General features: G+C 45.7%; 22 protein-coding genes. 4 read left to right on the top strand and 18 right to left on the bottom strand.

Annotation, left to right across the window (positions count from 1 at the left end):
* The first annotated feature begins 77 nt into the window (after window positions 1-77).
* Both DRW07_RS07205 and DRW07_RS07200 read left to right on the top strand, forming a co-directional pair.
* On the top strand, window positions 78-1,406 hold the full coding sequence (locus DRW07_RS07205; protein ID WP_124027213.1) for a DEAD/DEAH box helicase: 1,329 nt from the start codon (window positions 78-80) through the stop codon (window positions 1,404-1,406).
* Between the two features lie 5 nt (window positions 1,407-1,411).
* Window positions 1,412-1,864 (top strand): YchJ family protein, encoded by a 453-nt coding sequence (locus tag DRW07_RS07200; RefSeq protein WP_124027212.1) that lies wholly within the window; start codon window positions 1,412-1,414, stop codon window positions 1,862-1,864.
* A gap of 12 nt (window positions 1,865-1,876) precedes the next feature.
* On the opposite strand, the gene DRW07_RS07195 is transcribed toward DRW07_RS07200, so the two are convergent.
* The 14 genes from DRW07_RS07195 to yceD all read right to left on the bottom strand — a co-directional run bounded on the left by DRW07_RS07195 (window position 1,877) and on the right by yceD (window position 12,798).
* A complete protein-coding gene (locus DRW07_RS07195; protein WP_124027211.1) occupies window positions 1,877-2,446 on the bottom strand; it encodes a pyridoxamine 5'-phosphate oxidase family protein in 570 nt (189 codons plus the stop codon).
* A complete protein-coding gene (locus DRW07_RS07190) occupies window positions 2,443-3,219 on the bottom strand; it encodes a TatD family hydrolase (RefSeq protein WP_124027210.1) in 777 nt (258 codons plus the stop codon). The genes DRW07_RS07195 and DRW07_RS07190 overlap by 4 nt, the downstream gene beginning before the upstream one ends.
* A 15-nt stretch (window positions 3,220-3,234) precedes the next feature.
* Complete coding sequence (gene holB, locus DRW07_RS07185; protein ID WP_165870440.1) at window positions 3,235-4,095, bottom strand: DNA polymerase III subunit delta'; 861 nt, start codon at window positions 4,093-4,095, stop codon at window positions 3,235-3,237.
* Between the two features lie 35 nt (window positions 4,096-4,130).
* A complete protein-coding gene (tmk, locus tag DRW07_RS07180; RefSeq protein ID WP_124027208.1) occupies window positions 4,131-4,760 on the bottom strand; it encodes a dTMP kinase in 630 nt (209 codons plus the stop codon).
* Entirely contained in the window at window positions 4,757-5,773 is a 1,017-nt protein-coding gene (gene mltG / locus DRW07_RS07175) for an endolytic transglycosylase MltG (protein ID WP_124027207.1), read from the bottom strand. The genes tmk and mltG overlap by 4 nt, the downstream gene beginning before the upstream one ends.
* Window positions 5,770-6,570, bottom strand: coding sequence for an aminodeoxychorismate lyase (gene pabC / locus DRW07_RS07170; RefSeq protein WP_124027206.1), 801 nt, complete (start codon window positions 6,568-6,570; stop codon window positions 5,770-5,772). The genes mltG and pabC overlap by 4 nt, the downstream gene beginning before the upstream one ends.
* 78 nt (window positions 6,571-6,648) lie before the next feature.
* The gene (gene fabF, locus DRW07_RS07165; protein WP_124027205.1) at window positions 6,649-7,887 is read right to left on the bottom strand and encodes a beta-ketoacyl-ACP synthase II; all 1,239 of its coding nucleotides are present in this window, start codon (window positions 7,885-7,887) and stop codon (window positions 6,649-6,651) included.
* A 78-nt stretch (window positions 7,888-7,965) separates the two neighbouring features.
* Window positions 7,966-8,205 carry an acyl carrier protein gene (gene acpP / locus DRW07_RS07160; RefSeq protein ID WP_012518211.1) on the bottom strand — a complete coding sequence of 80 codons (240 nt, stop codon included), beginning with the start codon at window positions 8,203-8,205 and terminating at the stop codon, window positions 7,966-7,968.
* Window positions 8,206-8,393: 188 nt separating this feature from the next.
* The gene (fabG, locus tag DRW07_RS07155) at window positions 8,394-9,131 is read right to left on the bottom strand and encodes a 3-oxoacyl-ACP reductase FabG (protein ID WP_124027204.1); all 738 of its coding nucleotides are present in this window, start codon (window positions 9,129-9,131) and stop codon (window positions 8,394-8,396) included.
* Window positions 9,132-9,142: 11 nt separating this feature from the next.
* Window positions 9,143-10,069 carry an ACP S-malonyltransferase gene (fabD, locus tag DRW07_RS07150; RefSeq protein ID WP_124027569.1) on the bottom strand — a complete coding sequence of 309 codons (927 nt, stop codon included), beginning with the start codon at window positions 10,067-10,069 and terminating at the stop codon, window positions 9,143-9,145.
* A gap of 12 nt (window positions 10,070-10,081) precedes the next feature.
* A complete protein-coding gene (locus tag DRW07_RS07145; protein WP_124027203.1) occupies window positions 10,082-11,047 on the bottom strand; it encodes a beta-ketoacyl-ACP synthase III in 966 nt (321 codons plus the stop codon).
* Window positions 11,044-12,081, bottom strand: a complete 1,038-nt coding sequence (gene plsX, locus DRW07_RS07140) for a phosphate acyltransferase PlsX (protein ID WP_124027202.1) — start codon at window positions 12,079-12,081, stop codon at window positions 11,044-11,046. Before plsX ends, DRW07_RS07145 begins: the two co-directional genes overlap by 4 nt.
* A gap of 21 nt (window positions 12,082-12,102) precedes the next feature.
* Window positions 12,103-12,273 carry a 50S ribosomal protein L32 gene (gene rpmF, locus DRW07_RS07135; protein WP_124027201.1) on the bottom strand — a complete coding sequence of 57 codons (171 nt, stop codon included), beginning with the start codon at window positions 12,271-12,273 and terminating at the stop codon, window positions 12,103-12,105.
* A 3-nt stretch (window positions 12,274-12,276) separates the two neighbouring features.
* The gene (gene yceD, locus DRW07_RS07130; RefSeq protein WP_124027200.1) at window positions 12,277-12,798 is read right to left on the bottom strand and encodes a 23S rRNA accumulation protein YceD; all 522 of its coding nucleotides are present in this window, start codon (window positions 12,796-12,798) and stop codon (window positions 12,277-12,279) included.
* A 65-nt stretch (window positions 12,799-12,863) separates the two neighbouring features.
* Here yceD and DRW07_RS07125 point away from each other — a divergent pair, with 65 nt between their 5' ends.
* The gene (locus DRW07_RS07125; RefSeq protein ID WP_124027199.1) at window positions 12,864-13,481 is read left to right on the top strand and encodes a Maf family protein; all 618 of its coding nucleotides are present in this window, start codon (window positions 12,864-12,866) and stop codon (window positions 13,479-13,481) included.
* On the opposite strand, the gene DRW07_RS07120 is transcribed toward DRW07_RS07125, so the two are convergent.
* A complete protein-coding gene (locus tag DRW07_RS07120) occupies window positions 13,464-14,135 on the bottom strand; it encodes an HAD-IA family hydrolase (protein WP_124027198.1) in 672 nt (223 codons plus the stop codon). The two genes, DRW07_RS07125 and DRW07_RS07120, sit on opposite strands and share 18 nt — an antisense overlap.
* Window positions 14,132-15,073 (bottom strand): 23S rRNA pseudouridine(955/2504/2580) synthase RluC, encoded by a 942-nt coding sequence (gene rluC, locus DRW07_RS07115; protein WP_124027197.1) that lies wholly within the window; start codon window positions 15,071-15,073, stop codon window positions 14,132-14,134. The genes DRW07_RS07120 and rluC overlap by 4 nt, the downstream gene beginning before the upstream one ends.
* A gap of 431 nt (window positions 15,074-15,504) precedes the next feature.
* Here rluC and rne point away from each other — a divergent pair, with 431 nt between their 5' ends.
* Window positions 15,505-18,327: a ribonuclease E gene (rne, locus tag DRW07_RS07110; RefSeq protein WP_124027196.1), complete on the top strand. Its 2,823-nt coding sequence runs from the start codon at window positions 15,505-15,507 to the stop codon at window positions 18,325-18,327.
* 64 nt (window positions 18,328-18,391) lie between these two features.
* On the opposite strand, the gene DRW07_RS07105 is transcribed toward rne, so the two are convergent.
* Together DRW07_RS07105 and topA are read right to left on the bottom strand one after the other, a co-directional pair.
* Window positions 18,392-18,937 (bottom strand): DUF2058 domain-containing protein, encoded by a 546-nt coding sequence (locus DRW07_RS07105; RefSeq protein ID WP_124027195.1) that lies wholly within the window; start codon window positions 18,935-18,937, stop codon window positions 18,392-18,394.
* A 9-nt stretch (window positions 18,938-18,946) separates the two neighbouring features.
* On the bottom strand, window positions 18,947-21,574 hold the full coding sequence (gene topA, locus DRW07_RS07100) for a type I DNA topoisomerase (RefSeq protein WP_124027194.1): 2,628 nt from the start codon (window positions 21,572-21,574) through the stop codon (window positions 18,947-18,949).
* Between the last annotated feature and the right edge of the window lie 186 nt (window positions 21,575-21,760).

The raw sequence follows: 21,760 nt of genomic DNA, 5'->3' as shown, positions 1-21,760 counted from the left end.
CCCAAAGAGATTTTCTTGGCATGCATTAAGCGCATGGTTCATAATATGAACTTTATGTTTTAATAGCTGAAGCCACATTGCAAATTTCTGATCTTCCCGTACACCACAAACTAATAAAAACCCTACTTGATAAAGGGTTTGTTCAACTCACAGACGTACAGCAAAAAAGTATATTGCCCACACTTCAGGGTAATGATGTTCTGGTGCAGTCACAAACAGGCTCAGGTAAAACACTGGCTTTTCTCATCCCTACGCTGCAAAGGTTGCTAACAACAAAAGCCCTGAGTAAAAAAGATCCCCGAGCGCTCATCATTGCCCCCACCCGCGAATTAGCAAAGCAAGTTTTTCAGGAAGCAAAATCGCTGTGTAATGGGCTTAATATTCGTCCAGCCCTTGTCATTGGCGGTGATAACTACAATGATCAATGCAAGCTATTAGCAAAGAGTCCAGCGCTGATTGTCGGCACCGCGGGTCGAATAGCCGATCACCTTGCCAGTAGAAGTTTTTTCCTCAATGGTTTAGAAATGCTGATCTTGGACGAAGCCGACAGGATGTTAGATTTGGGGTTCGCCGATGCCCTTTTGCAAATCAATCAACAAGCCGACCATCGCAAACGACAGACGCTTTTGTTTTCTGCCACACTAGAGCATGTGTCGGTCAAGCAGCTTGCAAGCAATATGGTACAGTCTCCAGTTAGGATTAACGTGAGTGTGTCTACGGCCAAACATGAGAACATCAAACAGTCTTTTTATTTTGCCGATCACGTTGAACAAAAAGACGCGTTGTTAAATACAGTGTTGCGTGAAACTGCTTACGATCAGGCTATTGTGTTTACTGCGACAAGAGAAGATACGGATCGTCTCGTTGCACTGCTCAATGCGCATAATGATGCGAAATTGCAAGCAATCGGATTGCGCGGTGACTTACCTCAAAGCCAACGTAACAATGTCATGACCGCTTTCTCCAAGGGGCAGCACAGTGTGCTTGTTACTACCGATGTAGCGTCACGGGGACTGGACCTACCCAAAGTAGGCTTGGTTGTAAACTTTGACCTTCCTCCTTCACCTGATGAATATATACACCGCATTGGGCGAACAGGAAGAGCGGGTAATTCCGGTGTTGCGGTTTCTTTACTTGGAAAAAGAGACTGGCGCAACTACACGCATATAAAGTCACACATTGATTATGATATCACCCCGGTTGCACATCCTGATCACACTACAAAATTCACTGGCATAGTTGCCCCCGAAAGCAAGCGTAAGCATTCAAAGCAGGTCAATAGAAAGAAAACCACCAATGCGGCTCCTTCTCCGTCGATTAAAAAGCGTATTAAAACAATGGATGGTGCAGAAGCAGGCAACATGCCCGTTATGCGTAAAAAGCGACGAAATACGCCAGAGGAGTAAGTTCAGTGACATGCTATTGCGGCTCTAAGCGTACATTTGCCGAATGCTGTGGCCCTGTTATCCAATGTGACACTGCGAAATCGCCAGAGCAGCTTATGCGCTCGCGCTACTCTGCCTATTGTGTTGAAGACTATGACTATATTCTAAACACATATGCTCATTCTCCCAGAGCTTCGCTTTCGGTATTGCAGCTAAGAGAAAGTGCTGCAAATACTCAGTGGCTTGGTCTACGGATAGTGGCCACCCGTGATCATCTGGTCACCTTTGCCGCTTATTTTAAGGAAACCAACACACTTAAGTGCTTACAAGAAACCTCTCTATTTGTTATTGAAAACAATAAGTGGCGGTATCTGCGTGGTGATATAGCGCACCTTGGCACAGCAAAACTATCGCGCAATGATAGCTGCTTTTGTGGAAGCGGAAACAAATTTAAAAAGTGTTGTTTAGCCAAAATATAAAGATAATGACATTCAGGGGATAACCTTTTCGCAATGCCACTCATTGTTTATTTTCAGGTAAATTTCACGAGTGTGTGGATACCCTTGATCACCGTGCTTAAGATTTAAATAATCCACATTTTCAATTACAACATTAACCAAGACAAAATGCGCTGGTGGGGTTTCATCGGTAATGGATAAAGGCGTGTAGGTATCGACAAGCTTCGATTTCGGCTCACCCCACAAAAATTGGCGCTTGGATGACTCAGATAGGCTTTTCCACACGCTGTTTTTCTCTTTCTCTGAAGCAAATTTGCAACACCCAGATAAACGATATTGCTCTCTACTACCTGAAAAGTACCAACATATTTCAGCATTTGGATTGTTATAAAGGGCTGTAAACTTGGCGCTTCGTTTATCGGTAATGAATCGAAGTGCCCCTCCGTTTGTGTCAAACCCTCTAAATACCACTGTCCGATTCTGAGGTTTATGGTCAGCACCGACCGTTGCGAGTTGGACATATCGACTTTCGGGTTTACTTCTGGAAAGGTGCAGACTGCGGCTTAGCCTTTGGTGCCAGGAAGGTCTGACGTCCTTTGTCATGAGGTTTTGTTGCAAAGCGCAAACAGGCGGTAGAAATTATCCGTCGTCGCTTCTGCCAGCTCGTTAACAGATATGCCCCGTAAATTGGCAATATATTCAGCCACCTCTACAACATAAGCAGGTTGATTGGGTTTGCCTCTATGCGGAACAGGCGCAAGCCAGGGGGAATCTGTTTCGATAAGTAATTTATCAAGTGGAACCCGCTTGGCCACATCGCGCAGTGCATCAGCTGTGCGAAAAGTCACAATACCAGAGATCGAGATGTACATCCCCATCTCCATGGCTTTTTCAGCCATATCCCAGTCTTCAGTAAAACAATGCAAAACACCTTGCGTATGATCAGCCAAATGGGCTTCAAGGAGCCCTAAGGTATCCTCTTTTGCTCCGCGGGTATGGATGATTAAAGGTTTCTTCAATTCATTGGCAACGTGTATGTGATCGATAAAAGAGGTCATCTGCACCGCTTTTGACTCTTCACTGTAATAATAATCAAGACCAGTTTCACCAATGGCGACAACCCGTTGATCACTTGCCTTCTCAAGTAATACTTGTCTCGAGCAGGCATCTTCCTGGTGAAGCGGATGTACACCGCAAGACACAGAAACATTGTCATAGGCTGAGACTACATCCATCATGGCATCGAACTCTTTGACTGAAACGGCCACACACAAAAAATGCTTAACGCCACGGGACTGAGCAAATTTCAAAGCCTCATCCACACTACCTGAGTTGGGATCCAGGCGATCTAGGTGACAATGTGAATCAACAAACACTCGCAATACCTCTTATTATTTTTGCTTAACGGCGTGGCTAACATTGTGAATAACATCGACTAAGACAAGCACCTTGTTAACACCTGGATGTGTCATTCGTGTGGCTGCCTCTATACACAGTTGGTAAGCCCTGAGTATGTCTTGCCTGGTATTATTTCTATAGGCCTTTAGACACTTCATCTGACACCAATTGATCAACCGGTTACCTGAATCCTGCCACTCCTGTGCCATTTTCAACGATGTTTTATTACCTGTAATAACATCGTTTAGATCAGAGTCGAAACGACTAAATACCTTGTCATTTTCCTGCTCCAAGGCTTTAACCAACCGCAAGGGGGCGCCACCATAGGCGCGTACTAGGTTAACGTCGAAAGGCCCTTTGTCAGGATAATAGCTTTGTAACCATGAAATGGCCTGTTCCGGCTCAGGCGAACGTAAAGACCACTTTTCACAGCGACTAAGAATGGTTGGTAAAATCTGATGAATTTCATCAACGATGAGTACCAAGTATGTATTTTTGGTCGGCTCTTCTAACGTTTTCAACAGCGCATTTGCCGCTGACTCTGTCATAGAATGTGCCGCGCGTATGATACATACTTTACGCGATCCGTGTTGTGCGGTTTTCGACAAAGCACTGATAACGCTTCTAATGGCATCAACGCCAATCTGTTTTTCACTTTCTACCAGATAAAAATCTGAATGGCTTCCCGCGTTAAACAAATCACAAGCTGAACACTGATTGCAGGCGCCCTGAATGCTAGGCGATTGACACAATAGGCCTTGACCAATGTCATGGGCGAGTTCTTGCTTTCCAATACCTTCTGGCCCGGCAAGCAAAAGGGCATGATGTAAGTTTTCATCGTGCGCCCGTCTCATAATGTTTTCAAATAAGGGGGTAAACCAGGTTAGCCTCATGAACTGACATAGCTCCGCATGATATCTTTGAGACGTTGATGCACTAGCGGCATATCTTGCATGGCATCAATAACCTCCGCCTTCTCATTGTGATTAACTAATTCAAGATATCGTTCACGTGTCCGGATGAAAAAATCTAGAGAAGCTTTCTCTATTCTGTCCAGTGCGCCCCGGCCTTTTGCTCGGCGCAATCCGACTTCCGGGTCAATATCCAAATACAAGGTTAAGTCAGGTTCAAAGTCTCCCAGTGTTAACGACTTCAACTGGCCCAGCACGGTTTTATCAAGGCCTCTGCCACCACCTTGATAAGCCTGTGAGCTGAGATCATGACGATCACCAATCACCCATACGCCCCTCTCTAGCGCTGGCTTAATCGTATTTTCAACCAGCTGAACTCTTGCTGCATACATTAGAAGCAATTCCGTTTTCTCATCAACACGCTCTTCCCAATCGTGTTTGACACATTCGCGAATACGCTCTGCCATCGGTGTTCCACCCGGCTCTCTAGTTGTAATATGGTCGATGTCGTTGGTTTGTAAAACGTGCGTAATCGCGTTGATGGCGGAGGACTTTCCTGCTCCTTCGAGTCCTTCAACCACAATAAACTTTCCGATCGGTTTAATCACTCATTTATTCCTAATTGGTATTTTCTAACTGCCTTATTATGTTCAGCTAAGGTCTTTGAAAACTGGTGCGTGCCATCGCCTTTAGCAACAAAGTACAAAAATTCAGTGGGCATTGGCTGATAGACGGCCTGTAGCGCTTCTCTTCCTACCATAGCAATGGGAGTGGGAGGCAATCCTTTAATCACGTATGTATTGTAAGGAGTGGCTTGACGCAAATGTGCACGGGTGATGTCGCCGTCAAATCCCTCCCCTATGCCGTAAATAACAGTAGGGTCGGTTTGTAGCTTCATGCCAAGCGCTAAACGGTTGAGAAAAACCCCTGAGATTAATGCTCTTTCATCGGGTTGCGCCGTTTCCTTTTCTACGATAGAAGCAAGGATCAATGCTTCGTATTGGGAGTTTAACTCGTTTGGCAGCGGAAATGATGACTGGATGAGACCTAACGCATTGTGAAGCGCATTCGCGGCGCGAACAACAATATCACTGATTTTACTGTGAGCTGTATAGGCATAGGTTTCAGCTAACAGTAAACCTTCCCAGGACGACACTTCCAACTCTAACGTTTTATAAAGTTTGTCCATTAAAAGCTCAGAAGTTTCCTCATTCCAGTCATCGTGTAAATAGGGTGCTTGCTTTAGCTGACCTAACCAGTCTTTGAAAGTCAGACCTTCAACTAATGTGATAGAAAATTGTTTTTGCTTGCCTGATTGCAGTAATGCATAAACTTGTTCAATAGTCATAGTGGCATCTATTTCGTAGATGCCTTTTTGGATCGGCTTTTTACCCAACGCCGTTTTTATCCAAATTTTGCCAACCAGTACAGGTAGGTCATGATCACTTTTTGCTAGTAAATCTTTAAGCACTGAATGGGGGGTGTCTCCACCGCTCACCGCCAACAGCGTACCATTGTCTATGCCTAGTGGATGCGCTATCTGGCTCTTGTACCATAACCCTGTAAGAAGGCTAAGCATAACAAGGATACCCGCAGTACCTAGCAATATTCTGGCAATCATAAGGTTTCCAATACCTTTGCCCGCAATTCACACACTCGTTTTATCTCTTTTTGATATTGACGCTGCTCTGCATGGAGCCTTTTGACAGGAACTAAGCCCATAAGCGCATTGCATATAAACATGGCCTCGCAATCGAGTACTTTTTTTACACTTACTGATACCTCGGCATGAGGGATCGCACTGGCCCTGAAAAAATTTACTATATGTGCTCGCATAACACCACTGACACCGCTATTGGTTAGCTCCGGGGTGTACCAAGTCTCATTTTTATACCAAAATACGTTTGCACTGCTACATTCAACAATGTGGTTGTCAGTGTCTAACACCAAAACATCATCGAACTCTTTTGGCATGTGCTGTTTTATCAGTACTTGTTCAAGCCGATTCAAATGCTTAATACCGGCCAAAAGAGGCTGTTTAGCGAGGCGAATCTGACTCACACCAAGTGAAACCCCTTCTTTTTCCCAACGACTATAGTTTAGTGGGATCTGCCCTTGTGAGAAAAATACTACAGGAGTCAGCGTGTCAGGCCTGGCATAACCACGCCCCCCGTCACCGCAGGATAAGGTAACTTTTAAAACGCCATTGTTTAATTGTCCTGCTCGATCAGTGATAGCCTTTACAATTTCTTCATTGACCGGAGGTAAACCCAGTTTTTGCGCATCGCGATCCAGCCTGGTCAGATGGTATTCAAGCAAAGATACCTTCCCAGAAGTCACCCGCATGGTGGTAAAGATGCCATCACCGTAATAAATGGCTCGATCACAGTCCGACCAATGTTCAATAATTTGATACACGTTTTTTTAAGACATAAAACAAAGAAGACCATGCTAACACTGTTAACATGGTCTCAAAAAGAAACAATTCAGGTAGCGTTAAATACGCTTGAAAATTAATGATCCGTTCGTACCACCAAACCCAAAGGAATTGCAAAGTGCATACTCTTCTGCAAATGGTTTGGCTTTATTAGGGACGAAATCTAAGTCACAGCCCTCACCTGGATTATCCAAATTTATGGTAGGCGGTGCCATCTTATCTCGCAGTGCCAACACGGTAAAAATAGCTTCCACCGAACCGGCCGCACCTAACAAGTGACCGATCATTGATTTAGTCGAACTCACCATTACCTTACCAGCATGCTCACCAAATACCGCTTTAATCGCAGACACTTCTGCAACATCACCTGCCGGTGTTGATGTACCGTGCGCATTAACATAGCCGATTTCAGCGGCATCAATTGATGCATCAGATATGGCATTTTTCATCGATGCAGCAGCACCTTCACCATCTTCAGGCGGCGAAGTCATGTGATATGCGTCACCACTCATACCAAAGCCAACAAGCTCAGCATAAATCGTCGCACCACGCGCTTTGGCAGACTCATATTCCTCGAGCATTACCACACCGGCACCTTCTCCCATCACAAAACCATCTCTGTCTTTATCCCAGGGGCGGCTTGCGGCTTGGGGGTTTTCATTATTGGTTGAAAGTGCTCTTGCCGCACCAAAACCGGCAATACCCAATGGCGTAATTGAAGCCTCTGCACCACCTGCTAACATAGCGTCTGCGTCGCCATAAGCAATGGTGCGTGCCGCCACACCTATGTTGTGAACACCCGTAGTACAAGCGGTCACTACATTAAGATTTGGCCCTTTCATTCCCTCCATGATCGACAAAAAGCCGGAAATCATATTGGTAATAGTTGAGGGCACAAAAAAAGGTGAAACGCGCTTTGGACCACTGTTTACAAGCTTGTCATGGTTTTGCTCAATTTGAGCAAGCCCGCCTATCCCAGAACCGATAGCAACACCAATGCGGTGCGCATTGTCAGTGTTTATTTGCAGACCGGAATCCTGCAGTGCCTGCTTACCAGCAGCAATACCAAGCTGTATAAAGCGATCCATCTTTTTGGTTTCTTTTTTGTCGATATACGCCAACGGGTCGAAATCCTTTACTTCGCCAGCGAATCGCGTGCCATAGTTAGCACAATCAAAGTGGGTAATTGGACCGATGCCACTTGTCCCTTCAAGCAACGCTTTCCAGGTAGTATCCACGTCCAAACCGAGAGGGGATAACATTCCCAGCCCGGTAACAACAACACGACGTTTTGACACGTTTTGTCCTCGTTAGTAAAGAGTAGTAGTGCTTGAAACAGAAAAACGGCTCTGAATGAGCCGCTTTTTCAAAAGGATTTACGCGTCTTTATTAGCGTTAATGTAGTCGATAGCTGACTGGACAGTGGTAATCTTTTCAGCTTCTTCATCCGGAATTTCAGTATCAAATTCTTCTTCTAAAGCCATGACAAGCTCAACAGTGTCGAGCGAATCAGCGCCCAAATCATCAACAAATGAAGCTTCGGCTTTAACTTCTTCTTCTTTAACGCCAAGCTGTTCAACGATAATTTTCTTAACGCGCTCTTCGATGTTACTCATATTCTAGGTTTCCCTTAAACGTCACTAGATAGTAAAAATTGTCGCTAGTTTATTTGTCAAAATGCCGCTATGCAAGTACCTAACGTCATCTATTCAAAGGTCGAACCAGCAACCAGTTGAAAATAGTAATCAACATCCTGTTAACATTCAATAGCAGGATGTGTTTTAAATTGCCTGTTTAAGCAGGCTTATACCATATGCATTCCGCCGTTAACATGCAATGTTTCACCAGTAATATAGGCAGCAGAATCAGACACTAAAAAGCTCACCGCTGATGCGATTTCTTCTGGCGCGCCCAGTCTGTTGGCAGGTATGTCCTTAAAAATCGCCTCTTTTTGTTCATTTGTAAGCGACTGTGTCATGTCTGTATCAATAAAGCCCGGTGCGACCACATTTATTGTAATGCCTCTCGATGCCACCTCTCTGGCCATTGATTTGGTGAAACCAATAACGCCAGCTTTTGCTGCCGCATAGTTTGCCTGTCCTGGATTACCAGTACTGCCTACAACAGAACCTATATTAACGATGCGACCATGGCGCTTTTTCATCATACCTCTAAGTACTGCCTTAGATAGTTTGAAAATAGATGTCAAGTTGGTGGCAATGATGTCATCCCACTCTGCGTCTTTCATCCGCATAAGAAGATTATCTCGCGTGATACCCGCATTATTGACAAGAATATCAACACCACCATGGTCGTTGTTGATATCTGACAACAACGCTTCAATGCTATCTTGCTGCATTACATTGAGTACTTTGCCCTGTCCGCTGTCACCAAGGTATTCACTGATTGCCGCCGCACCAGCCTCTGAGGTTGCCGTACCAACTACAAACGCACCTTGCTCAACAAGCTGCTGGGCTATGGCCTTACCGATACCTCGACTTGCGCCTGTTACCAGCGCAACTTTTCCGCTTAATTGTGTCATATTTATTCCTGTTAGTTTTCCAACACAATGGTGTCTGGTGTATTCGCTGCGCTGCATTGCAACGATTTAACAATTCGTTTATTCAGACCGGTCAATACTTTGCCTGGGCCCACTTCTATCAGGCGAGTTATACCTTTGGCATGGAGCGTTTCCACTGTTTTGGTCCACTGAACTGGCTTGTATAACTGTCTTATCAGTGCAGAACGAATGGCTTCAGGATCAGTCTCTTGCGCTACATCTACATTGTTGATGACAGGCACATTCGGTGTATTGAGAGAGATTGCACTGAGCACCTCTGCTAGTTTGTCTGCCGCGGGCTTCATCAGCGCACAATGCGATGGAACACTCACGGCTAAAGGAAGTGCTCTTTTGGCACCCGCTTCTTTACAGCGTTCGGCTGCTTTTTCGGCGCTTAACGCACTGCCAGCAATAACCACCTGACCAGGCGAATTATAATTAACAGGCGCAATCACGCCACCTTGGTCACCTTGAACTTGAGCACAAATGTCTTCAATTTTGTCATCTGCCAACCCGATTATAGCGTACATGGCGCCCTCGCCTGCGGGTACGGCTTGTTGCATAAACTCACCGCGCTGTTTAACCAAACTGACACCATCTTCCAATGTCATCACACCTGCACAAACCAGGGCGCTATATTCACCCAGACTATGTCCAGCCATGTAGGCGGGCGTATGACCTTGTTCGTGCAGCAATTGCCAAATGGCATAGCTTGAAGTAAGCAGTGCGGGTTGCGTGACCTGGGTTTGATTTAACGTCTGTTGTGAGTCTTCCTGCACAACTTGCCATAGGTCGTAACCTAGTATAGAAGACGCTCGGTCAAACGTTGTTTTTACAGATTCGTTTTGGGCCGCCAGCTCAGCTAACATCCCCTTTGATTGTGACCCCTGCCCCGGGAACACAAATGCTGTTGAGTTCATCATATTGATTCCTTAATAACGCACAAGTGCCGACGACCAAGCAAATCCACCACCAAAAGCTTCAAGTAAAAGATTTTGGCCGCGTTTTATTCTGCCGTCTCTGATAGCTGTGTCCAGCGCTGTGGGAACGGTCGCTGCAGAAGTATTACCGTATTTTTCAAGCGTAATAACAACCTGATCTAGTGACATGTTCAGCTTTTTGGCCGTTGCTTTGATAATTCTGAAATTCGCCTGATGAGGTACCAGCCAATCGAGATCAGATTTTTGCATGTTGTTTGCAGCCAGTGTTTGCTCTACAACTTCACTGAGTTTTGTGACAGCAACTTTGAACACTTCATTGCCTTTCATTACTCCCCAATTTTCGTGAATTGAGGCTTCGTTGCCACGCGTCGGGTTGCCAACGTATAGTAAATCGCCATGTTGACCGGCAGCGTGAATGTGCGTCGATAATATACCCGGCTCTTCGCTGGCCTCAATAATAGTGGCCCCTGCCCCGTCACCAAACAGAATGACCATGGAACGGTCTGCAGGATCAACTAACCGGCTCAAGCAATCAGTACCCACCACCAGGATTCTTTTAGCCATGCCAGACTTTATGTATTGATCTGCCACACTCAAGGCATAGCAGTACCCCGCGCATGCTGCGGCGACATCAAATGCCGGGATGTTGTCTATGCCTAGCATTCCTTGGATTTCACAAGCTGTGCTGGGAAGGGAATAGCGACCGCTCGTTGTTGCACAAACAATCATATCGATAGTGTGCGGTTCTATTCCAGCAGCCTCAATGGCTTTTTTACTTGCTTCAACACCCATAGTGGCAGCCGTTTCATCTGCACCAATGATACGGCGTTCTTTTATACCTGTTCTGTCGGTAATCCATTCATCGCTGGTGTCTACCATTAACTCAAGATCGGCGTTAGAACGTACTTCACTCGGGTAATAGCTCCCGGTTCCAATAAAGCGCGAATATGTTTTCAAATTTGCTCCAGTAATACGGTCTCTATGGACGCTTTTATTTTTTCAGGGACTTGCATCCTGGCTTCTTGAATAGCAAGCCCAATGGCGTAATAAAACGCGTCTGAGGATGCGTTGCCGTGACTCTTTATCACAGTGCCGCGCAATCCTATCAAACTGGCGCCGTTATACTGGTCGGGGTTCACGCGATTGTAGATCTTCTTGAGAAGTGGCATGGCAGCTCTAGCCATCATTCGGGTCAAAAAACTCTTCTGAGATTGACGCTTCACTTCATTAATAACAAGCTTAGCTAAACCCTCACTGGATTTTAACGCTATATTGCCGGTAAAGCCGTCGGTGACGATAACATCGGCTGCGTCAGAGAATATCTCCGTTCCTTCCACATACCCAATATAATTGACGCTATTGGCATTTTTGAATATTTGATCGGCCATCTTAACCTGGGCATTGCCTTTGATATCTTCTTCGCCCACGTTTAACAACGCCACTCTCGGCTTTTCTATTTGTGCAACCTGCTGTGCTAATACACTGCCCATTACACCATATTGAAAGAGGGTTTCGGCAGTACAGGTGACATTTGCACCAAGGTCGAGTAAAAAGACCCTGTGCTGACCGGCTGTTGGCATCCGAGATACCAAGGCGGGCCTGTCTATCCCTGATAGGGTTTTTAGCCGGTAATATGCCAGCGCCATTAATGCACCCGTATTCCCTGAACTCACACAAGCTTGCGCGTTGTTCTGTTCTACAGACTCTATCATCTTGCGCATGGAGGACTGCTTTTTATTGCGCAATACGGAAGCAGGCGAATCACCCATTCCTACGACTTCTTCGCAATGCACGATAGGCATTCGGCTCATAATGCCGTCTGATTCACTTATATTGCGTTTTTTAAACTCATGCTGAATGGCGTCTTGGTGGCCAAACAAAAGAAAAGTAACATCTGGGTAGGCCTGAGCGGCTTTTAATGCGGCAGGAAAAGTAACTGGGGGGCCAATATCGCCCCCCATCATATCTAACGCAATGGTTAGTTCGGACAATGTATTATCGCCGGTCAGTAATTAACCTTGGATAACTTTTTTGCCGCGATAGTAACCATCAGCAGACACGTGATGGCGACGATGCGTTTCACCTGAAGTTGCATCGACAGACAAAGATGAGCCTGTTAATGCATCATGTGAACGACGCATGCCACGCTTTGCACGTGTTTTACGGTTTTGTTGTACTGCCATAACTTACTCCTGGTCTCGCTTAAGTTCTTTCAACACCGCGAACGGGTTGGGTCGCTCTTCTTCCGGCTTAAGTTTACCGAACTGAACATCAACAACAGGACACTCGCTTTCTGCTTGGCGAGGTACTAGAGGTATCGATACAATCAGCTCGTCCTCAAACAATTGTAGTAAATCTACCATTCCATGGTCGTCTACTTCAACGGGATCATAAGCTTCGGGTAACAGTGCCATCTCTTCTTCCCCCTGCACGGGGCTGAAACAGAAATCCACATTAAGTGGATACTCAAATGGCGCATTACTCGCTTGGCAGATAAGTACCACGGTCAATGTCAACGTGCCGCGAAAGACAGTAAGACCCTGCTCGTCTTTTAAAAACTGAACATTCGCGTCCACCCAGTCGTCACTGCTTACGACTAGGTCCGTTAACCTCTCCATTTCCTTCGCTGAAATAACACCAGAGTAATCTGATCGTTTCACAGCGCTTTTCACGGGATCTATTTGATGTGGCAGTTTCACTTTCTGCATAGCGCGCGCATAATATACGTCAATCCCTTTACTGTCAAAGTATAACAGCGATTAAGGAGTAATTTTTGTTAGTACGACAACTTATACTCGCATCTGGCTCGCCATACCGGTTACAACGCCTTAAAGAAGCGGGCTTAGATCCTTTGGTACACGCAGCCAATATTGATGAATCTCCGCAAAAACATGAAGATGCATTAACACTGTCGGCTCGTTTGAGTAAGGAAAAAGCATATGCAGTTTCTGCCCATTATCAAAATGGCTTCATTATCGGGTCTGACCAAGTTGCTGAAGTTCTGCTCGATTCGCACAGTGAACGCCTGGGGAAACCAGGAAGTAAGCTCAAGGCACAGGAGCAACTGGCGCTGTGTAGCGGTCGCACTGTGAAGTTTCACACCTCACTGACGGTAGTAGACGCAGAGTCGAAGCGTGATGTCACTCAAACAGAAACCGTAACAGTGATATTCAATACACTGACCCCGTCTCAGATAGCCACTTATATCAACGCCGACAACCCCATTCAGTGTGCCGGCAGCTTTATGATGGAACGAGCTGGTATTTTTCTGTTTAAAAAAATACTGTCAGAAGACCCAAACGCACTTATAGGTATACCGATGATCGCATTGCGCGAGTGTCTAACTTTGCTGGAAGTGGATATCTTCGATTTGTTAAAACGGTCTAAGTAAAAAACCCTGAAGTGAGCTCACTGAATCGGCAACAAAGACAGGACTATGCTTTCTTAATGCGGTTACGTCGTGCACACCATAACTTACCGCAATTCTATCCATACCCAATTGCTCTGCCATCTGCATATCATAACTTGTATCACCAATCATGACCGCATCTGATGCTTTTAAACCGTTGGCCTTGAGTAGCTGTTCAAGCATATCAGGGGAAGGTTTTGATTCAGCTTCGTCGGCACACCGTGAATCAACAAAAAAATGCGAGGTATTCGTGCTATCCCACGCCCGCTTTAACCCCCTACGCGCTTTTCCTGTTGCCACCGCCATTTTGGTATCACACGCTTGTAATGCTGTTAACATACCCATAGTGCCATCAAAAAGCGGACACGGCGTTTGGTCAACCTCAAGGTAGGCAGTTTTATAGGCTTCAACAATGCGATCAACCTGTTTTTCTTCAACAGGGTTGCCCAGTTTAAGGTTGAATAATTGAGCGATAGCAGGCTTCAGGCTTATTCCAATGATGTGCCTGACTGCGTCGGCAGTGGGTACAAACATGGCGGTAGCTTGTGCTGCGTGTTGCATACAACTCACAATTTTACCGGCCGAGTCCATTAGGGTCCCATCCCAGTCAAATATGACGAGCTTATACGGCGTCATAGGTTCTCCATTATTTTTTCTAAGCTTTGCGCTAGCGGCGCTTTAAATGTCACCGGCTGATCTGTTTTAGGATGGATGAAACTAATAGCACTTGCATGCAGAAACAGTCGCTTCAACCCCTTTTCCGCAAAATAGGCGTTATCTGATTTTTCGGTGTACTTATCATCACCAGCAATGCTGTGACCAGCATGTTTACAATGTACTCTTATTTGATGTGTTCTGCCCGTTATCGGCTTCGCCTCTACTAAGGTTGCCTGTTCAAAGGTTCGTAAAATGCGAAAATGAGTTTCTGATGGTTTGCCATCGGCCTGTACATTGACAATACGTTCACCTGACTGCAGTTGATGTTTTTTTAATGGCGCTTTTACTTTAAATCGGTTTTTTGGCCAGTGCCCCACAACCAGCGCTTGGTACACCTTATTCATCTTATTTTCACGCAGTTGATCGTGAAGATGGCGCAATGCAGATCGGCGTTTCGCAATAAGAATACAACCGGAGGTATCCCTGTCCAGCCTGTGCACAAGCTCCATGAACGTCGACTCAGGTCTTAAAGCACGTAATCCTTCAATTAAACCAAACTGTAGCCCACTGCCACCGTGAACAGCTAGGCCGGAAGGCTTATTGACCACGATAATGCGATCGTCTTCATATAATATGTGGTCAGTGAGTTGAGACACCTTGTCGAGTTTTACTGACGGCAAGGTATTCTCCTCGTTGACTTTCACCGGCGGCACACGAACGACATCTCCGGACTGAAGTTTATAGTCAGGCTTAATTCGCTTTTTATTGACCCTTACTTCGCCTTTTCGCAATATTCGATATACTAAGCTCTTTGGTACGCCTTTTAACTTAGTGATCAGAAAATTGTCAATGCGTTGTAAGTGATGATCATCACCAATGGTGACAAATTCGACGGATTTTTGAATGATATGTGTCATAGGCGCGCATTCTATCCTTTTTTATTACGTATGGCGACTTGTCAATAATAGGCAGTTAATGCGATAATACCGGCGTTTTGGTGAGTTTCGTAAAAAACGACACTAAAGCGGTGAAGCACGCAGAAATGTGCTAATACTGACTGGATTTTTTCACTTATAAGTGCAGAGAAAGCACCAGAAAAAATCAACAGTTGCAAAAATAAACGTTATTTTTCAGACCGCTTTTTATACAGAATTGAATTGACCACACAGAGCAACGCTGCTTTGTGATTACGTAAGTTATACAGTAAGGGCTACCGTTCCCGACACCTCGATGAGGTAATACGGTCACAATACATCCACATTGTTCCAGTCGTGAGACTGCACGTTTTAGGTGTACACGTCATTTAATTGTGTATCGATGGCGGCTGTTTATTACAGAGCTAGATACAATGAAAAGAATGCTAATTAACGCAACTCAGCAAGAAGAGTTGCGTGTTGCCCTAGTTGATGGGCAACGCCTCTATGATTTAGATATAGAGAGTCCTGGACACGAACAAAAGAAAGCAAACATATACAAAGGTAAAATCACCCGCGTAGAGCCAAGTCTCGAAGCCGCCTTTGTTGATTACGGCGCCGACCGTCACGGATTCCTCCCTCTTAAAGAAATTGCCAGAACATACTTCCCCAAAGGTTATAAATTTGAAGGCCGCCCCAACATCAAAGATGTGGTTAATGAAGGCCAAGAAGTCATCGTGCAAATCGACAAAGAAGAGCGCGGACAAAAAGGCGCAGCCTTAACCACCTTCATTTCGCTCGCCGGTAGCTATCTAGTGCTCATGCCCAACAATCCAAGAGCGGGTGGCATTTCACGCCGTATCGAAGGTGACGAGCGTACTGAACTAAAGCAGTCATTAAATAAACTCGACCTTCCACAGGGAATGGGGCTGATTGTGCGCACTGCCGGTGTTGGCAAGTCTTACGAAGAGCTTGAACATGATTTAACCGTACTGTTACATCACTGGGAAGCAATTTCACAAGTAGCAGAGGAACGGCCAGCGCCCTTTTTAATTCACCAAGAAAGCAATGTTATTGTTCGCGCTATACGCGATTATTTGCGTCGTGATATTGGTGAAATCCTGATCGATAAAACAGCAATTTATGATCAGGCTCTTCAGCATATTCAACTCGTGAGACCAGACTTTGCAAACAGAGTAAAACTCTATCGCGGTGATGTACCTTTATTCAGTCATTATCAAATTGAAAGTCAAATTGAATCGGCTTTCCAACGCGAAGTGAGGTTACCATCGGGTGGATCAATCGTTATCGACCCCACTGAAGCGCTGACTTCTATTGACATTAACTCTGCCCGCGCCACCAAAGGTGGTGATATTGAGGAAACTGCACTCAACACAAACCTAGAAGCAGCGGATGAAATAGCAAGACAGCTCCGCTTGCGTGACCTTGGTGGTCTGGTTGTTATCGATTTTATCGATATGACACCAGTTCGTCATCAAAGAGAAGTGGAAAACCGAATGAAGGAGGCCGTGCAAACGGACAGGGCACGCGTTCAATTGGGCCGTATTTCGCGTTTCGGTTTGCTGGAGATGTCCAGACAACGTTTACGCCCAAGTCTGGGTGATTCTGCGCATATAGTCTGTCCACGCTGTTCAGGTCACGGCACCATACGCGGTACTGAATCGCTTGCCTTATCAGTACTTCGCATTCTTGAAGAAGAAGCAATTAAAGATAACACCGGTCAGATAGAAGCTCAGTTACCCGTACCAGTGGCAACGTATCTACTGAATGAGAAGCGAAAAGCAATACAAAATATTGAGCAACGCCATAATGTAGGCTTGCTTATATTACCCAACCCTAACTTTGATACCCCGCGGTATGAAGTTGTACGTCGCAGACCTGATGACGTCATTTCTGATGCCAGCTACAACGTAGAATTGGCAGAGACTGCTGAACAAGCGCCAGTGAAATCAGCAGCACCTGTGGCAGCATCAGAGCAACCAGCTCTTCAAGGTCTTACAGCACCGCCAGCCCCCGCGCCTTCTGCACCGCAAAAAGCCACCAACACTAACTCGGTCAACAATGCTGAGCCTGGTTTATTTAAAAAGCTGGCTGAATGGTGGAGCGGCTTATTTGGCAAAGAGGAAGAAAAACCTGCTCCATCAAAGCATAGCAAAGGTAGAGGCAGAAAAGGCCAAGGTCAAAGTCGCAATCGCGGTGATAACAGACGTAATCAGCGCAACGGCAGACGCCGTGGTCAACAAGACAACGACAAAGAAAATCGTGACAACAGAGCGAACAAACCCAAAAGGACTAACAATCAAGAACGCAACGATAAGCGTAAAGAAAGGTCCGAGAAAGTTACTCAGTCTCCTGTTGCAGATGTGCAAACCGACGATAGTCAAAAGCCACAGCAACGCAAAAAGAAAGTCGTAGAGCGACGTAAACGCAGGGACGCCAGAAAGTCTGTTCGCGTGAGTAATGCGGTAGAGAGCGAGAATATTGAAAACAACAATATTGAGCCAGCTGCCGATGTAAAAGCTCCCGAGCCTAAGCGTCAAAACAAGCGCAAGACGGCACAGTCTGCCGCAGAGCCCCTAGCTACTGAAACGACAAGCGCCGATGAGCATGCCGCAATTGGAACTGCTGAGTCAGACACAAAAAGTGAGAACACGAATGAGACCGAACGCGGAAGAAACCGCAGAAGTCCTCGTCATGTGAGAGCGGCTGGTCAAAAAAGGAAGCGTAAAGAGCAAGCTGATGTAGACAGCAGTGCTGATGGAGAAAACAGCACGCAAGCTACCGCTGAAGCTGGTTCAGTACAAGAACAACCCAAACAAGCTGAACTGGACTGGGTAGAAGACACGGTAACACCGTCTGAGGTGACAGAAGCTCCTGAAGCTCTTGAAGCACCTGAGGCACCAGCTACGGAAACCGCCGATACGGAAAAAACCAACACGCCAGCGGAAACAGCAACTGCGCGCACTGTGACAGTTGTCAAAGCCCGTCGCTCGCATGCTTCTTGCGAAGCCGCAAAGCCTACCGAAATTGATGCAACCTTCGGTGATATTGCATTAGTGTCTATAAGTAATGACGCTAGACCAGAAATAAAGCGTTCTGGACAACAAGCAACGCTTATATGCGCAACGTCTACCGCATCGGCGGCAATGACAAGACCAGCCTCTGTAAACGACGACGTATCATCAGATGCGCCTGAAGCAGAGCCTGTACAAACAGAGCTTGCTGTGGGTGACTAAGTCGCCCCTTCTCGTAAAAAAAACCGCTCTTTATGAGCGGTTTTTTGTATCTGAAAACAATAACCTACCAGGTTAGATCATCGGGTATTTCATAGTCAGCATACCAGTCGTCTTCTTCGCTATCCTGCTCTTCCTTGGGCCGATCATCTGCCCTAAATACCACCATGGCCGGATTGCGCTCAGCTATTTTATCAGCTACAGGCACCGGCACTAGCGCATAGTCATTGCCGTCTTTGACGACTGCCAGCCTGGCATTAAGCACTTGGCTATGCACCGGACCACTCACATACATTCGCTTGACGACATTTTCGTCCGTAAAATTAAGCAAGGTGTCTCCACCACCGGTAGGCTGTTTATTAATAGTCACCAATTGCTTAATTTGCGCCGCAATGGCTTTCTTCTCTCGCTCGGCCTGCTGAGCCTGATTGAGTGCTTGGTCGCGGGCACGCTTCTCCTCAGCTGCTTGCTGAGCGGCTCGCTGAGCCTCAGACACCTCAGGTTGCTTTTTCTTTTGCTTTTGCTTTTTTCGCTTCTCTGCACGGACTTGCTTGGCTGCGCCTTTGTCAGCCAAACCTGCTTTCAACAGTTGATCTTGTAAAGAGCCTTTCATTGCTTTTGTCTACTTCTTTTTATCTTGCTCAACCCATTTGCCATCCTGATAGAAAGCACTCCACCCACTTGCTTTGCCCTTGTCATTTTCTGACATGACATATTGCTGCTTAGTTTTGCGGCTATAACGAACAATACTAGGATTACCCTCAGGATCTTGCACTGGCGCCTCGGCTAAATAATGAAATTTAGGTGATATTCTGTCTTTAAAGCGTGCCAACTCTGCCACTTTCGGCGCACGGGTTTCCCTGGATTTCGGAAAGTTATGGGCGGCGAGGAAGATACCACTGGCACCATCTCGCAGTACGAAATGCGCATCAGATTTTTCACATGGTAACTCTGGCAAATCGACCGGATCTTCTTTTGGTGGCGCAGGCTCACCATTTTTAAGTAATTTGCGAGTATTTTTGCAACTCTCGCTGGTGCAACCAAAATACTTTCCAAACCGGCCATTTTTTAATTCCATATTACTGCCGCATTTGTCGCATTCTATAATGGGCCCATCATAGCCTTTAATTTTAAACGTGCCTTTTTCGATATACACACCCGGACAGGCAGGATTGTTACCACAAACATGTAGCTTACTTGTCTCATTGACTAAATAACTATCCATCGCTGTACCGCATTGTTCACACCGGCGTTTGGCTCGCAAGGCTTCAGTTTCGAGTTCATCCTCGTCATCAACACGCACCACTTCTTCGCCCGGAGTGAGGTTCATGGTTGTTGTACAACGCTCTTTTGGCGGTAAATTATACCCTGAGCATCCCAAGAAGACTCCAGTGCTAGCAGTGCGAACATTCATTTCACGGGAGCAGGTAGGGCACTCAATACCCGAGGGTATTGCCTGATTTTGCCGCATACCGCCTTCTTCTGATGATTTTTCAGCGACTAGGAGTTTGGTGTAAAAATCTCCATAAAAATCATTCAGCACTTGCTTCCAGTTTTTGTTACCCTCAGCGATGTCATCAAGCTGCTGCTCCATATTAGCGGTAAAGTCGAAGCTCATCAGGTCTTGGAAATTTTCCAATAATCTGTCATTGACTATCTCGCCCATTTTTTCAGCGTAAAAACGTTTATTTTCGAGCTTGACGTATCCTCTATCCTGTATTGTTGAAATGATACTGGCATAGGTTGATGGTCGACCTATTCCGCGCTTTTCCAATTCTTTGACTAAAGATGCTTCATTAAATCGTGCCACCGGTTTGGTAAAGTGTTGCTTAGGATCTAAAGCTTTGAGCGCAAGCGTATCGCCCGGACTTAAATCGGGCAACATGAGTTCTTCTTCGCCTTTCTTGCGCAATTGCGGTTGAACTCTTGTCCAGCCGTCAAACTTTAACACCCGCCCTTTTGCGGTCAACTCGTAATCACCAGCCGCAACGCGCAATGTAGTAGCATCGTATTTGGCGTTAGTCATCTGACAGGCAACAAACTGACGCCAAATTAGCTCGTATAACCGCTGAGCGTCACGCTCAAGTGCATCAAGTTGCGACGCTTTAACTTCAACATTGGAGGGTCTTATGGCTTCGTGCGCCTCTTGTGCGCCTTCTTTACTTCCATATCGAATAGGGGAATCAGGTAAATACTGATCGCCAAAGTTACCACTTATATGTGCCCTACAGGCTTCCAGCGCTTCCTGGCTCAAATTCGTTGAGTCAGTACGCATATAAGTGATGTGACCAGCTTCATATAAGCGCTGAGCCAGTGTCATCGTCTTTTTCACCCCAAAACCTAACCGAGTACTGGCTGCCTGCTGGAGTGTTGAAGTGATAAATGGCGCGCTTGGCTTGCTCTGTGTTGGTTTTGAATCACGACTAATTACACTGTAATTTGCATGCTCCAATACTGATACTGCCGACAAGGCCTGCGCTTCATTGGTAGGTTTGAACGCTTTACCCTGGCATTTAGCAACCAGCATGCGAAGCGCTGTTGATTCTGCGCTCAGGTCAGCGTGAATATCCCAAAACTCTTCAGGTACAAACGCCTTGATTTCTCTTTCTCGCTCTACGACGAGTCGCACAGCTACAGATTGAACGCGCCCTGCAGATAATCCCCTTGCAATTTTTTTCCACAACAGTGGGGATACCATAAAGCCAACGACACGATCTAAAAACCGTCGGGCTTGCTGCGCATTTACTCTGTCTACATTAACGTCACTGGGATGTGAGAACGCATCCTGAATGGCATTTTTGGTAATCTCGTTAAACACGACTCTCTGATAGGTTTTATCTTTTTTACCCAGCAGTTCCTGTAAATGCCACGCAATCGCTTCCCCTTCTCTGTCGAGGTCGGTTGCGAGATAAATAGTATCTGCGTCTCTAGCCAGCTTCTTTAATTCGTTAACTACTTTTTCCTTGCCTTGAAGAACCTGGTAATGGGCTTGCCAGTCGTTTTCAGGATCGACACCCATGCGGTCAACTAGCTTTTTATACTCATACTTTTGTAGATAACTTTCGCGCTGTTTATCGGAGAGCTGCTTGAGCTCTTTTGCCGGTTTTTTGGGCTCTACCTTTCCTAAAGCCTTCGTTGGCAGGTCACGAACGTGCCCCACGCTTGATTTTACAATAAAATTTTTACCAAGATATTTATTTATTGTTTTTGCCTTGGCTGGTGACTCAACAATGACCAGTGATTTTGCCATTTAGTAATATATCCTATTGATTTATAGGTATTTTTTAATCTACACCTGATATCTTTACGTGTCTTTACTGGTAAAACAAAGACGAATTCCTTTTTTACATATATCTACAATATGAATGGAAAACAAGTTCTTATTCATACTTATTCGATCTGCCATGCCACACACTGACTATATTTTATACAGACG

Source organism: Paralteromonas sediminis, from assembly GCF_003820355.1.
Taxonomy (GTDB): Bacteria; Pseudomonadota; Gammaproteobacteria; order Enterobacterales; family Alteromonadaceae; genus Alteromonas_F; species Alteromonas_F sediminis.
This window is presented reverse-complemented; position numbering and strand designations above follow the sequence as displayed.